General features: G+C 60.0%; 9 protein-coding genes. 2 read left to right on the forward strand and 7 right to left on the reverse strand.

Annotated features, from left to right (window positions below):
- The 5 genes from E3W21_RS05360 to E3W21_RS05380 all read right to left on the reverse strand — a co-directional run.
- Nucleotides 1-392, reverse strand: a 392-nt coding sequence (locus E3W21_RS05360) for an SRPBCC family protein (RefSeq protein ID WP_134418724.1), incomplete at its 3' end; no start/stop codon positions are given.
- 22 nt (nt 393-414) lie between these two features.
- Nucleotides 415-3831 (reverse strand): non-ribosomal peptide synthetase, encoded by a 3417-nt coding sequence (locus E3W21_RS05365; protein ID WP_134418719.1) that lies wholly within the window; start codon nt 3829-3831, stop codon nt 415-417.
- Nucleotides 3832-3844: 13 nt separating this feature from the next.
- Nucleotides 3845-4774 (reverse strand): diiron oxygenase, encoded by a 930-nt coding sequence (locus tag E3W21_RS05370; RefSeq protein ID WP_134418720.1) that lies wholly within the window; start codon nt 4772-4774, stop codon nt 3845-3847.
- Nucleotides 4771-5547: a DUF3050 domain-containing protein gene (locus tag E3W21_RS05375; RefSeq protein WP_129439561.1), complete on the reverse strand. Its 777-nt coding sequence runs from the start codon at nt 5545-5547 to the stop codon at nt 4771-4773. Before E3W21_RS05375 ends, E3W21_RS05370 begins: the two co-directional genes overlap by 4 nt.
- 677 nt (nt 5548-6224) lie before the next feature.
- Nucleotides 6225-6935: a GntR family transcriptional regulator gene (locus tag E3W21_RS05380; protein WP_129439559.1), complete on the reverse strand. Its 711-nt coding sequence runs from the start codon at nt 6933-6935 to the stop codon at nt 6225-6227.
- Between the two features lie 231 nt (nt 6936-7166).
- Between E3W21_RS05380 and lapG the strand changes: the two genes are divergently transcribed.
- Nucleotides 7167-7859 carry a cysteine protease LapG gene (gene lapG / locus E3W21_RS05385; protein WP_134418721.1) on the forward strand — a complete coding sequence of 231 codons (693 nt, stop codon included), beginning with the start codon at nt 7167-7169 and terminating at the stop codon, nt 7857-7859.
- Between the two features lie 14 nt (nt 7860-7873).
- Nucleotides 7874-9820 carry a cyclic di-GMP receptor LapD gene (gene lapD / locus E3W21_RS05390; protein WP_134418722.1) on the forward strand — a complete coding sequence of 649 codons (1947 nt, stop codon included), beginning with the start codon at nt 7874-7876 and terminating at the stop codon, nt 9818-9820.
- A 182-nt stretch (nt 9821-10002) separates the two neighbouring features.
- Here the strand turns inward: lapD and E3W21_RS05395 are convergent, their stop codons facing one another.
- Together E3W21_RS05395 and E3W21_RS05400 are read right to left on the reverse strand one after the other, a co-directional pair.
- Nucleotides 10003-10341, reverse strand: coding sequence for a tryptophan synthase subunit beta (locus E3W21_RS05395; protein ID WP_129439553.1), 339 nt, complete (start codon nt 10339-10341; stop codon nt 10003-10005).
- 148 nt (nt 10342-10489) lie between these two features.
- On the reverse strand, nt 10490-14532 hold a 4043-nt coding region (locus E3W21_RS05400; RefSeq protein WP_134418723.1), incomplete at its 5' end, for an immunoglobulin-like domain-containing protein.

Consider the following 14532-nt stretch of genomic DNA (forward strand, 5'->3'; position numbering starts at 1 on the left):
GCCTCGGCGCCGCCCTGTGCGGGTTCGGCGATGATGGTCCAGGTCGCTCGGGATTTGCCCGCACCCAGCGGTTCAACACTCATCGCCGCCCACAAATTGGCCACGCCCAAGGTGTTGTAAATCGTGGTCCAGGTCATGTTCAGCGCCCGGTCATCCCGCGCGTTGAGTTGCTCGACCACCAGGTTGCCGTCCTTGAAGAATTTCTTGCGCAGGGACGACACGCCTTCACCGGTCATCTCGATGTGCGACAGCGCCGGAATGAATTGATCGAAGCCGGCAAAGTTACCGACCACTGCCCAGACCTTCTTGGCATCGGCCGGCACTTCCACTGAAGACACCACGTGGCAGCCTTGAGGGTTTTTGATCAGGGTATCGGGTTGTAGGGTTTTCATGGTTTTGCTCCGGTTGAGTGAGTCAGATGAAGTTGATTTCTTTCAGGTAGTCGCAGCCGCGACGCAGCAGCGCCGGGGATTTTTCCGGGTAGTGCGCGCCCATCTGCCGTACGCCCGCCTGGGCGTTGGCGTGGCCGATCATTGAGATGTCGCCGATGTCTTCCTCGAAGCCGTTGAGGTAGAAACCGAGCACGCCGAACAACGCGTTGTCGCTGTCGACCCGGCCCAGTTGCTGCTGCCAGTCGGCGACGCTGACCATGGAAAACTCCCGCCCCGCCTCACGAAATGATGCGACGTAGGCATCCCAGCTCAGAGGCTCGGGGTTGTGCAGGTTGAACACCGCTTTTTCGGGTGAATAACGGCTGGCATGGAAGGCGATGAACCGTGCGAGAAAATCCACCGGCATCAGGTCGAAATTCAGTGCGAACTCCGGCACCTGGCCGAGCTGGATCGAGCCTTTGAGCATCAGCATCAAGCGGTTCTTGTGCGGCTGGCAGACACCGGTGAGGCTGTTGAAACTGATGTTGCCGGGGCGATAAAGATTGACCCTTACGCCACGTTCGCGAGCCCGTTCGAGGATCCGCTCACCGACCCATTTGGACAGGTTGTAGCCGTTCTTGATGTAGATCGGCGGGGTTTGCGCGGCGGGCAATTCCAGCACCCGACCATCGGCGGCAATCGTGCTGGAGGCCGAAAGCGTCGAGACGAAGTTGAAGATCTTTTTGCTGCGCCCTTCGCACAACCGAAGGCACTCGAAGATCGGCTCGACGTTGTCCCACGCCAGTGACTCGTAATCGAGTACGTGATTGACGTTGGCGGCGTTGTGCACCAACGCGCCGAACTGCCGATCCAGTCGCTCGTAAACATCCGCTTCGAGCCCCAATGACGGACGCGTAATGTCCGCCGCATAGACCCGCACCCGGCTCAGGTCCAGATGCTCCAGACGGTTTTCTCGCAGCGCATGGGCAAAACGCTCGGTCGCCGATTGCCCACCGACATCGCGCACCAGGCAGGCGACTTCGCTGGCGCCCCAGGCGAGCAACGCTTCGACGATGTGCACGCCGACAAAGCTGTTGGCGCCGGTAACGATCACCTTGTGCACATCGCCCATACGGTTGACTGGCAACGGCTGAATATCCAGTTCGCGGAAGGCATCGGCCAAGGCTTTTTCGCTCAATACCTCTTCGGTGCCGGAGCCGCGCACCAAGGTCGCCAACTTGGCAATGGTCGGCAATTCGATGAAGCGGTTGATCGAGATGCTGCGACCGAACTCTTCCCGCAAACGCAAGAGCATGCGCGACAGCAGGATCGAGTGGCCGCCCAGGTTGAAGAAACTTTCGTCGGTAGAAATATCGCTGGCCGGCAGCTCCAGCAATTCAGCCCAAATCTCCAACAACAACGCCTCATCGGCACTGGCGGGTAAGCGCCGCAGCGTGTTTTCGGAGACATTCACGGGCATCGCCAGCAGCGCCTTGCGGTCGACTTTGCCGTTGCTGGCGAATGGCATACTCGGCAATTCGGTCCATGCGGTGGGCTGCATGTAATCCGGCAGAAACTGCATCGAGTGGGCTTTCAGCGCTTCGCGAGCGGTGCCGGGTTGATCCTCCTGAGGCTGCGCGAGGAACGCCAGAATCCGTCGATGGCTGTCGATAACCACTGCCACTTGGCGGTACAACTGACTGTCGCGCAGGCAGCGTTCGATCTCTTCTGGTTCGACCCGAAAGCCGCGAATCTTCACCTGATTGTCCCGCCGTCCGCACAGCTCGATGCCGTCGCGGGTCCACTTCGCCATGTCGCCGGTACGGTAGGCGCGCAGGCTCTGGCCATCCGGCAGGCTCAGGTTCAGATAACGTTCGGCGGTCTGCTGCGGGTTGTTCAGGTAGCCCAGGCACACGCCCGGACCGACGATGTACAACTCGCCGACGGTTTGTTCGGCCACCGGGTGAAAATCCTCATCGAGAATCAACACCTGACTGTTAGCGATAGGCGCGCCGAGGGTGCGGTTACTGTCGCCGGTGCGCAGTTGCCGCGCGGTAATCAACACCGTCGCTTCCGTAGGGCCATAGAGGTTGTAGAGGTTGCCCTGACGGGTGAGCTGCTCGATGACGTAGGGTTCGCAGACATCGCCGCCGGTCATCACGTGATCGAGGCATTGCAATTGATCCAGCGGCAGGATGCTCAACAACGCCGGAGGCAAAAAGGCGTGACTCAGTTGTTGATGGCGGATCAGCTCGACCAGTTGCAACGGATCGCGGCGCTGATCGTCACCGGGCACGATCAGCTCGGCGCCCTGGAGCAGGGTCGGGAAGATATCGATCAGCGACGAGTCGAAACTCAACGACGAAAACTGCAGCACGCGGCTCTGTTCGGTCAGCTGCACATAGTCGGCGTACCACGCGGTGAAGTGCGCGAGGTTGGCCTGGCTGAGCAACACGCCTTTGGGATGGCCGGTGGTGCCCGAGGTATAGAGCGCCATGCACGGCGCATCTGGATCGGGTCGTTGGTGCATCAAGGGTTGATCGAGATCCACGTCACCGATGTCGATGCGGCTGATGTCGAGTCCCGGCATTTGCGCCGCGAGCGGATGTTCACCGTCATGCAGCAGCAACACTGCCCCGGCGTTTTCCAGAATGTACTGCTGACGTTGCAGGGGATGGCTCGGCTCCAGCGGCAGGTACACCGCGCCACTGCCAAGAACCGCGAGAATCCCCGCGTACAACGCGCTGCATTTTGGCAGGCAGATCCCGATCACCAACGGCCCGCGATGCTGAGCGAGCAACGGCTGCAAACGCTGCTGGATCGCGCGGCTGTGGGCGTGCAAATGCCGATAGCTCAGGGATGAGCCGGCAATGTTTAGCGCGGGTCGTTCGGCACACTGGATGAAGCGCCGCTCAAGGCGCTCGATCATCGGGATTTTGCTGAGCTCTAGCAACGCGGGAGCCGCCGTGAGGTTGAGCCGATGGAAAAACGCGAGGTTCTCCAAATAGAGCAGGTTTTCCACGTGCTCGAAGTGAGCGGGAGCAGCAGGGTCGGCCAATAGAAAATAGTCGGCATCGCGACAGAAACGGCTGACCAGCAGCGCCACGTGATCGACCAATTCCGTCACTGCACGCAGGCGAAATGCCTGGCCATTGCCCGAAGGTTCGTCGGTGATAGGCACGCGAGTGAACAGCGTTGAACCGTAGGTGCACAGCACGTCCAGCGGCGGCAGGCCAGAAACCCCAGGCACACCGATACCCAGTTGCAGCGTCAGTCGCGGCACATCGCCGACGTCTTGAACAGGCAGGCTGGCGTCGTCGATCAGCAAATCAGCGTTACCCAACGGCTGCTCGTCGACGGCTGTCAGGCGCACCAGAGAATGACCGTGTTGTTCAAGTTCCAGCGCCAGGGCGGTCAGGGCCTGGCTGTGTCCAATGAGCAGAATGTCGAGACGTCTCATGATGGGCTCCTCGTTAAACCAGGTAATCGCTGAGGGCGTCTTGCACGCACGGCGAATCGAGCAGCGAACTGCTGCGGAAAAACCGCACGATGTTGGCGACCAGCGGGTGATGGCGATTGATCGGGAAGGCCAGCCCCGACACTTCGCTCTTGAGGGCCTGGCGTGCGGCGTCGCTGATCTGCAAGGCGTCGATCAGGCGGAAGTCGAACGATTTCTGGATGTCGTTGGTCAGGTAATGGCCAATGAACACCGGCAGGATGTGCGCGATACAGCGGCGGTCGTCTTCGCTCGCGGTGTGCCAGTAGATTCGCACCAGCCGCGCCCAGAACCCGGAGTGGCGACCTTCGTCGAGCAAGTGGTCGGCCATCAGGCCCTTGATTGAATGCTTGACCGTGTCGTCCTTGGCGAACGCGGCGACATCGCCGGTCACGGTGTTCTCGGCGATGGCCACGCAGATCAATTCCACGGCGCTGCGCAGGTGTTCCGGCGCAAGGGCCACGGCCGCTGGAATGGCTCGGCTGAGTTCGATTTCATCCGGCAGTTCGATGGGCGTGATGCCGGTCATGGCGACGGTCTGTTGCATGAAGTCCATTGCCACCAGCGCGTGGTAGTCCTCGTCCACCACCACGGTCATGGCGTCGTAGCGGCAGGCGAACGGGAAGGCCACGGCGAAGCGATTCTTGGCGATGCTGCGGGCGGTCTTGTCGACGATTTCGGTTTCGAAAATCACCACGTCGTTGATGAATTTGTAGAGCGTCTGCACCAGCGCAAAGTCGCGCTGCTCCGGGCATTCGCGCAGGAAGGTTTCGCTCAGCACCAACGGTTGGCGGCTCAACGGGTAGATCAGTTTGTCGTCGTTCTCCAGCACCCGCCGGGGACGGGTACGGATGGTCGCGCGGCTTTCCCAGGCATCGGCGAAGGATTGGTAGTCGGCGGCGTTCATGCATTCACCTCGGCAACCGGTTCGCTCATGCTCAGGCGCAGGCCATCCCACAGGGCGATTCGGCTTTCGACGGCGGCGATGGCGCTGGCGTAGACGTCTTCCTCGCGTTGCGGATCGCCATTGACCAGCCGGGCGAGGAGTTTTTCAGCGGCGGGGCCATGGTCTTCGGAATCGACTTCGATGTGCCGTTCGAGGTAGTAGCGGAAGGTCGGCGCCTGTTCGATGCCGATGCCCCAGTCATCAAGAATTCGCTGGAACATCTGCGGGATGACGCTCTCGCGACCATGCAGAAATGCCGCCGCAACGCTGTGCCCCGGCGCATGCAACGCGGTGTGCAACGTGTTGCGCACGAACTGCGCTGCCGCCGGATCGACGTCCACGCTTTGCAGTGCCACGTCGTAACTCACGCCTTCTTTTTGCAGCGCGACGAAGCGCTCGACCACCGCCGTGCTGGCGCCGACTTCACGCATGGCATCAAGGTACAACTCGAAATGGCTGTAGTGACCGTGAGCTGGACGATCATCGGACTCTTCACCCAGCACGATCTCGTTGATCAAACGCGCTGCCTGCGGATCTCGCGGTGGCAGCCAGGGCAGCTGGACGCAGGTCAGTTCCTGTTGCAGGCGTTTGGTCAGTGACATGAAATCCCATACTGCAAACACATGGGTTTCCATGAAACGTTGCAATACCGACAGTGAGTTGATTTCAGAGAAGATCGGATGAGCGCTAAGTTCTGCTTTCTTCTGGTTGAGACGGTCTTTAGTCGGTTTCATGGGCGAGCCTATAAGTGAATTGGATATACCGTTGCGTTTTAATGAATAAGCGATCATTAGTTAATGCTTTCTGCTGGCGAGCGGATGCCTCAAGCGAATTGATATGGGTAAGTTTCAATGCGTCGTTAAGTGACGGCCTGGTGCCGGTATTCAAGGCGGCGGAGAAAAACTAATACATGAACAAAGTGTCGGGCAAGTTATTTTTATATTATTTGAAAGTTGTACTTTCTCGCGCGCGACAAGTTCCAATAAAACTATTTATTAGAGTTTTATTTGGATGTAGTTACTCCTTCCGGCTTATATAAGTCAGAATTAAAATGAAGAGTGAATGCCTCACTCGAAGCAACTTTCTAACTGAATCGTCGACGTGGACTGAGGGGGCGGAAGTTGGCTGGGATCAACGCCGGTTCTTCCTTTCCCGTGGCAAGACTCCTTCCGTAGGTTCTTGGTGCGGGGACTGCGCCGCTCGTGCGGTGCGTCGCCCGTTCATTATTTGTTGGCAGCCCAAGAGTGAGCGTAAATCACGACAGCCGCTATCACTGGCGCGTCATCGACTCGGAGTCATTGTTGGTCTTGAGAGGGGTAAATCGAGGGCAGGGCTTTGGGGAGGGGCGCAGCGCAGCGTGGTAAGCGAGAACGAGCAGTTCGATCTGCTCGCTCAGGCTTGCCGGCGCGGTTTACTTGGAGGTTTTCTTGTTCAGCGCTTCGGGGCTGTTGAGGTAGCGTGTGATGACCTCGACGCCCCGGTTGAGGTGTTGTTCGAGCAACTTCACCGCGCGCTCGACGTCCCGGACTTCGACGGCCAGCAACAGCGCCCGGTGGTCTTCCTGGGACAGTTTGCCCAGGCCCATGGCTTCCAGGTTGAAGCGCAGGAAGCGCTCCTCTTCGTTCAATCCGTCTTCCACCAGCCTCAACAGCCGTTGGTTCGGCGCCTTGCAGTACAGCGCCATGTGGAAGAGCCGATTGAGCCGGCCGATTTCGGTGTAGTTGTTTTGCGTTTCCAGGTCGTCGATGTAGCGGGCAGCCTGTTCGAGATCCTCATTGACCAGTAACGGGATCGACAGGCGCAACGCTTCGGATTCCAGCAGGATCCGCAGCGCGTAGGTTTCCACGGCATCGCCCTGAACCAGCGGTGCGACCACGGCGCCTTTATGGGCGATGACGTTGAGCAGCGCCTGGGCTTCTAGCTGGCGCAAGGCTTCGCGCACCGGCATGCGGCTGACACCGAAAAGATCGGCCAAATCTTGCTGACGCAGGGCGGTGCCGCAGGGAATGCGACCGTCGAGAATGGCCGAACGCAGGGTTTCTTCGATCACCGAGCGTGCCAGGTGAGCGGGAATCGGCCCGTTGACCTTGATGCTGTTCAGAGGATTGGGCTTCTGTGTCACAACTACGCACCCTGTTTGACTGAAATAAATTTGGATCCAAGGGGACACTAGTGACTGCCTGACAGGTTGTCAAACGGACAAAAGATCGCCCTGACGTGGCCGCGATGTTTTTTATGGCACCTGCCATACAAAGTTTAGCGCGCCAGCAGTGATCTCACCGTGCCATTGTCTTTTACCGGGCTAACCTGCACCATCGACCGATTTCCACCTGCCTGATCTGGATGCCTCGCATTGGCGGTACGTTTCGCGATCCCTCGGACTTTGCGCTGGCTGTGCTGCGCGTTGCTGCTGGCCGGCGTTATGCTGGGCGGGCTGCATGCCGATTGGGATTTTTCGCTGATCAGCCGTCGCGCGCAGGCATTGTACGGGCCATTGGGCGAAGGACAGCCACGCATTGATGCCTGGCAGCACTTATTGGTCACGCAAAAGCAAGTTGGCGAGCTCGAACAGCTTAAATTGGTCAACCAGTTCTTCAACAAGCAGATGCGTTACGAGGAAGACATCGACCTGTGGCACGAGGTCGATTATTGGGAAACACCCATCGAAGCCCTGTGGAAGGGCGCCGGCGATTGCGAAGATTACGCGATCGCCAAGTATTTCAGCCTGCGCCATCTCGGCGTTGCCAGTGACAAGCTGCGCATCACGTACGTCAAGGCCTTGCGCCTGAATCGAGCGCACATGGTGTTGACCTACTACTCAAGCCCCGAGGCTATGCCGCTGGTACTCGACAGCCTGATTGATGCGATCAAACCGGCCAGCCAACGAACCGATTTGCTGCCGGTCTACTCTTTTAATGCCGAAGGGTTGTGGTTGCCGGGCGCCAAGGGCAACAAGAAAGTCGGTGACACCAAACGCCTGTCTCGTTGGCAGGATGTGTTGAAGAAAATGCAGGCCGAAGGTTTCCCGGTCGAGACGACTAACTAGGAGCACGCGCTCAGATGTCCTTGTTCAAACAGCTGTTGATCGCTATCTGTCTGTTCCTGGTGATCGCCTTCACCGGTAGCTTCGTGGTCAGCCTGGAAAGCTCGCGCACCCAATACGTCAACCAGTTGCGCTCCCACGCTCAGGACGCCGCGACGGCATTGGCACTGTCCCTGACGCCGAATATCGACGACCCGGCGATGGTCGAGTTGCTGGTCAGTTCGATCTTCGACAGCGGTTATTACGCGAGCATCCGCGTGGTCGACCTCAAGACCGAACAGACCATCGTCGAGCGCAACGGCATTCCAGCGGTGAACAACGTGCCGGACTGGTTCGTCAAAATGATCGGGCTGGAAGCGGCCGGTGGTGATGCCCTCGTCAGCCGTGGCTGGGAGCAGGCGGCGCGGGTCGAGGTGGTCAGCCATCCGATGTTCGCGTTGGCCAAACTCTGGCAGAGCGCGCTGGGCAGTCTTGGCTGGTTGCTGATCTGCGGTGCGGTGAGCGCGGTGCTGGGCGCGCTGTTGTTGCGCCGGCAACTGAAGCCGCTGGATTACATGGTCAAGCAATCCCACGCCATCGCTCGCCGCGAATTCCTCAGCCTGCCGGAACTGCCGCGCACGCCGGAACTGCGGCGAGTCGTGCAGGCCATGAACCAGATGGTCGAGAAGCTTAAAGCGCTGTTCCAGGAACAGGCCGAGCGCAGTGAAAAGCTGCGGGCCGAGTCCTATCAGGACAACCTGACGGGGCTGGCCAACCGTCGTTATTTCGAGATGCAATTGAACGCCCGAGTGAGCAATCCGGAGCAGGCGAGTTCCGGTTATTTGCTGCTATTGCGGGTCAGGGACCTGGCCGGGTTGAACCAGCGGTTGGGCGGTCAACGCACTGACCAATTGTTGAAAGCGGTGGGCGAGCAGCTGTCCCGAGAGTGCGCCAAATACCCGGAAACCCTGAACCTCGTGACGCGGATTCGCGGCGGTGAGTTCGCCGTGCTTGCGCCGGGGCTGGTGCGCGAAGAAGCGCTGCAACTGGCGCAGAACCTCGACAGTGCCTTGGCGAGCCTGCACGCGACCGGCGCCACCGACGTGGCCTCGGTGGCCTCGATCGGGCTGGCGCCGTTTATTTATGGCGACTCCCCGCAAGCGGTGCTCGGGCTGGGCGACCAGGCGTTGGCTCAGGCGGAAGGCCAGGGCGATTCGAGCTGGGTTTGCCTGGATCACAGCGCGTCGGCCAGCGTCGGCGACGACCATCATGCCTGGCACAACTTACTGGAAAAGGCGTTGAGCCAGCAGCGTTTCGAGCTGTATTTCCAGCCGGTGGTGGCCGCCCAGGACACGCAGTTGGTGCTGCACTACAAGGTGCTGTCGCGTTTGATCGACGACGAGGGCCAAACCATTCCCGCCGGGCGCTTCCTGCCGTGGCTCGAGCGCTTTGGCTGGACCGCGCGGTTGGACCGTCTGATGTTGGAGCTGGTGCTTGAGCAGATGGCTGACCATGAAGAGTCGCTGGCACTGAACCTGTCTTCAGCGACGCTGACCGATCCGCAGGCATTGAATAAAGTCTTCGAAATCCTGCGTCAGCATTCGGATCTCGGGGAGCGATTGACCCTGGAAATCGGTGAGGAGCAGTTGCCGGAGCAAGCCATGCTGGAAGAGCTGACGCGACGCCTGCACGAACTCGGGTTCTCCCTGAGCCTGCAACGCTTTGGCGGGCGCTTCAGCATGATCGGCAACCTGGCGCGGCTTGGGTTGGCGTATCTGAAGATCGACGGCAGTTACATCCGGGCGATTGATCAGGAGAGCGACAAGCGCCTGTTCATCGAGGCGATTCAGCGGGCGGCGCACAGCATCGATTTGCCGTTGATTGCCGAGCGGGTCGAGACGGAAGGGGAGTTGATGGTGATTCGTGAGATGGGGTTGTATGGGGTTCAGGGGCAGTTGTTTGGTGAGCCGAAGCCTTGGAAGTAAGGCTTCATAGCTGAATCGTCAATCAGTCCGCCTTCGCGAGCAAGTCGAATCGTCGCACCGCCGCTCCCACATTGAATCTCGGCTGCTCACACATGCTGTGTTCGCTGAAGATCTAATGTGGGAGCGGCGGTGCGACGATTCGACTTGCTCGCGAAGGCGTCCGTACAGACAACAACGGGGCGCTAGATCAACCCCGTCTCATCATCATCGATCAATTGACTCAACCCACCCAACGCTTCACGGGCGTGTGACCGGTCCATCAGCTTGGCCTGGGCGGCGGCCGGCAGGTCGGTGACGCGGATCACCCCCTTGCTGGTCAACACCTGGATCAAGTCGTCGAGTACCCGGATCATTTCCAGGTCGCTCTGCTTGAGCTGTTTGAGACTGGTTTCCACTACCTCGTTGGCGTACCAGGCCTGGATTTCATGGTGGTCGGCTGGCAGCGTTTCCGTGGCCTCGGCGTAGGCCGCGGCTTCCACGCGCACTAACTGACCTTGCGCATCGCGTTGCACGTAGAACATTGAACATCCCTCGGAAATGGACCAGCGTCATGCTGTCAGCAGCATAGGCCAACTGGACGCGAGTATGCGGTGCGGCGACGAAATCGTCACCGGGGTGTTGGGCGCAAACGTGACGGCCGCCCCATAAGGGCGGCCGTTTTTCGTTGGATCAGCTGTTGTTGTGATCGATTTTGATGGTCGGGTCACTGCCGGCAATCAACGAGTTAATGTTGGCGCTGGACCAGTTGTTGCCTTCCAGCTTGATCGTCACATCCGGTGCTGCCGCTGCGGCGTCGGCGCCGTTGAATTTGCCGGCGGAGCTGACTTGCAGGGACGAAACGCCATCCACGGTGGTGATCTTCAGGAAGTTGTCGATGGTGCTGCCGGTTTCACCCTGCAGCAGATCGCGCAAGTCGATGCGGTCGCCCTCGCTGGCCTTGAAGTCCTTGATCACGTCGCTGCCGGTGTCGCCAGCCTTCCAGACGAAGGTGTCGGCACCCGAACCACCGATCAGAATATCGTTGCCCTGACCGCCCATCAGCGAGTCGTTACCGCTGCCACCGAGCAGGATGTCATTGCCCTTGCCGGCGTCGAGAAGGTCGTTGCCACCCTGGCCGAAGAGAATGTCATTGCCGGCACCGCCCAGCAGCGAGTCATTACCGTCGTGCGCCCCGGACACATCGAACGCGGTGTAGTGCTCGGTGATGAACTGGTGCACGTTGCTGGTGGTGACTTTGCTGACATCTACGCCGGTTTGCTGGGCGACGAACGCCTGCATGGCCTGATAACCCTCACCGGAGACACCGTTGAAGCTCACCAGATCGCCGAACAGGATGTCGTTGCCGTCACCGCCATTGACCGTGTCGGCACCTGGTTGCGTCGCTTCGGTGTGACCGATGATCGAGTTGGCCAGGTCTTTCGGGTCGATGTTGGTTTGTGGCGTTTGATCCGAGTCGTACGGCTTGAGGTCGCCGAGGGTGACGTCCTTGTTCAGGCCGATCGCTTCCACCGTCGACACGTTATTCAGCAATGTGAAACTGCTGGTTGAGTTGTTGATGGCAGTGGAGTCGGTGCTGCTGCCGGTACCATCGTGATAGGACAGCTCGTACGTGCCGTTACCCTCGGCATGGAGGGTGCCCAGTTCGTCGCTGTTCCAGCGCCCCGAGTTTTTCTGAGTCTGCAGCGTGACATTGCCGGCGCTGTCGATGGTCAGGTAGTGAGTGCTGTCCAGGTAGCTGGAATAGGTCTGCCCCAATTTGTAATTGGTGGTGGTAATGACGTCATCGAGCTTCACATTGCCGAACAAGGTCGGGTTGGTTTGCTCGCCGCTCTGGTAATAGGTCGGCTTGCCGTCGGTGATGAAGTACGTGAGGTTCTTCGCACCGGTGTTGGCCATCGCGTCGGCACTCTGGAACCAGTTAGCCGTGGTTTTGAACACGTCCTCGTAGTTGGTGCCGCCGCCGGAAGCCATCGAATCCAGCACCGCTTTGAGCAGGATCAGCGCATTCGGATCGTTCAGGTTCACCGAAACAGACTTGTTGACCTGGTTATCGAAGTCCGCGAGGAAAATGTTCACCGTCCCTGAATTGCCGCCCATGCTCTGCTTGAGGGTGTTGAACACCGAGGTCAGCGAGTCCTTGGCTGAGTTGATCGACGACGCGCTCATGCTGCCCGAGCTGTCGACCATGAACGCGATGTTGTAGTTGGTGCCCGGCACCACGGTCAGCCCGCCGATGTCGGCGACCATGATGTCGTTGCCGTCGGTGCCGGTGATGGTGTCGTCAGCCGCCGTGGCGGTGACGGCGTTGTAGACCGCCGGGTAAACCGTGACCGGGATTGTCGCGGTGCTTTGCGCCGAACCGCCGAACGATTCGGTGGAGGTCGAGGTCACGGTCAGGTTGAACTGGCCATTGTAGTAAGGCGGCGGAGTGACGGTCAGGGTGCCGAGGTTCCAGCCCGTAACGTTGGCTTCGCCGGACGTCGCGCTGACGGTGAACGTGTGGCCGGCGCCATCGGTCAGTACTGAGCCCGCCGGGATGCCGCTGATCTTCACGCTCAGGCTTTCGGAGCCGTCGATATCCGTCAGGGCCGTCTTGATCGCGGACAGATGAACGCTGGTGCCTTCCGCGGCTTCATTGAGTTTGTAGCCTTCGTAGTAGCCTTCGCCGCTGGTGCCGTGCAAATCGGACACCGTCACGCCGGAAGCGGCAAGGTCCGCCACGCCGGTGTACAGCGGCACGCCGGCGCTGCTCAGGTCGACCGCGGCACTGCCGTTGACCGACAGGTTGACGTCATAGCTACCCGGGCCGCTCTGGTTGTGGTGGTAAATGTCCAGGGTGTAATAACCGCTGGTGGTCGGGGTGAACGAACCGTTCAGTTTGCCGCCCGCGCCCCACGTCGTGGCCGCCACGTTTTTACCGCCGATGGTCACCAAAAGGCTGTCATCGCCGGTGCCGCTGAAGGTGTAAGTCTTGCCGGCTTCGAGGTAGATCAGGCCGGAGGTTTTCGAAGCCGTGCCAGCCGCGACGCTGCCGTCGGACTGCACGTTGGTCACCGTGCTACTGGAGTTTGGTTTGCCCGCACCGTCGATGATGCTTTTCAGCGTACCAGTGGCTGCGCCGCTGCCATCGGTGCCGAGCGGCAGGCCGGTCCAGACTTCCTTGATCAGGCCTGTGGATTTGACGCTGTTGTCGGCAACACTCAGGGACGGGGCGTCGGCCACGGGTGTGATGTCGATTTTGATTGTGCCGGTGTTGCCCAGCAGCGAGCCGTCGGTTGGCTGGAATTGGATCTGTGCGTAGTCGGCCTTGATGTTGCCCAGGCCGGGGTTGTAGCCGTCGCTGCCGGACTCATTGGTATCCGGCAGGAAGCGCAACTTGCCAGCGTCGATGTCAGCCTTGCTGAACGTCTGGTTGTTCGTAACATCGGTCCAGGTCTTGCCGTCGGTGGCCAGGAATTGCAATTTGCCTTCGCCCGGCAGCTGGGTGATTTTCACACCGAGGTTGGCGGCGGTGCTGTCGACATCACTGACGCCGAAGGTCGACCAGCCGAGGATCAGCGGCGTGTCTTCGGTGCCGGTGACGTTAACCGGTGCGGCGATCGGTGCGTCGTTCACGCCGACTACGTTGACGGTGGTGGTCGCGGTGTTGGAGTAGTTGCTGCCATCAGTGACCGTCACGGTGATGATCCGCGGCACGCTGCTCGGATCCTCACTGTTGTTGGTGAAGCTGATGTTCTTGATCTGCTGCATGTAGTCGGCAAGTGTCGCGTTACCGGACAGGGTCAGCGTGACCGTGCCATTCGTGCTGTTGGCATTGATGGTGATGCCGTTGACGCTGTTGCCCAGGTTCAGCGCATCACCATCCTGACGGTTGGTCAGCACGATGGTCGCGCCGGTCAGCAGAGTGCTGTCCGGGTCGGTGATTTTCAGGTCGGTGTCGCCGATCGATACTCCTTGGCCGGTGGTGCCTTCGGTGAACGTCACGTTGTAGTTGGCACCGGTGGCGCCGCTGGAGTTGTTGGCATCCAGGTCGAGCACCGGCGGCGCGTCGTTGTCGATGATCGAGGTGCTGACGCTGCCGTTGGACGCACTGATCGCCAGGTTCTCGAAGTTGCCACCGGTGGCCGAGTCGATCTTGACCACGAAGTTTTCAGTGCCCTCGGTGATCCTGTCGTCCAGGGTCGCGACGTTGAAACTCGCGCTGCTGGCGCCCGCCGGGATCTTCACGGTGTATACGCCGGTGAAATCCGAACCGTCAGCGGCGGTGCCGCTGTAGACGATTTTCAGAGTGACTTCAGTCTGCGCCGGGTTAGTCAGGCTGACGGTGTAGCTGGCGGTCTGGCCCTCGGTTACCGAGGTGCTGCCGGTGATGCTGACTTCGGTCTTGTCGAGGGTGTCGGTGACGTTGGTCACGACCGCCGTTTTGTTCGGAACCAGGTTCTCGAAGTTGCCACCGGTGGCTGTGCTGATGCTCGCTTGGACCGTGCCGGCGTCTTTGTAAAAGTCTTCGGACGGGGCGGCAACGGTCGCGGTGCCGGTGGTTTTGCCGGCGTCGATGGTGATCACGGCGCCGTTGCTCAGCGTCACGGTGACCGGAGTGCCGGCAGCGTTGGTCAGGGTGGCGGTGTAAACGATCGAGCCGCCTTCGGCCACCGAGTTGCTGGCGCTCAGAGTCAGGTTGGTCGTGTCGACTGTGTCAGTCACGGTGGTGC

The sequence above is a fragment of the Pseudomonas sp. F01002 genome, from assembly GCF_004402115.1.
Taxonomy (GTDB): Bacteria; Pseudomonadota; Gammaproteobacteria; order Pseudomonadales; family Pseudomonadaceae; genus Aquipseudomonas; species Aquipseudomonas frigoris.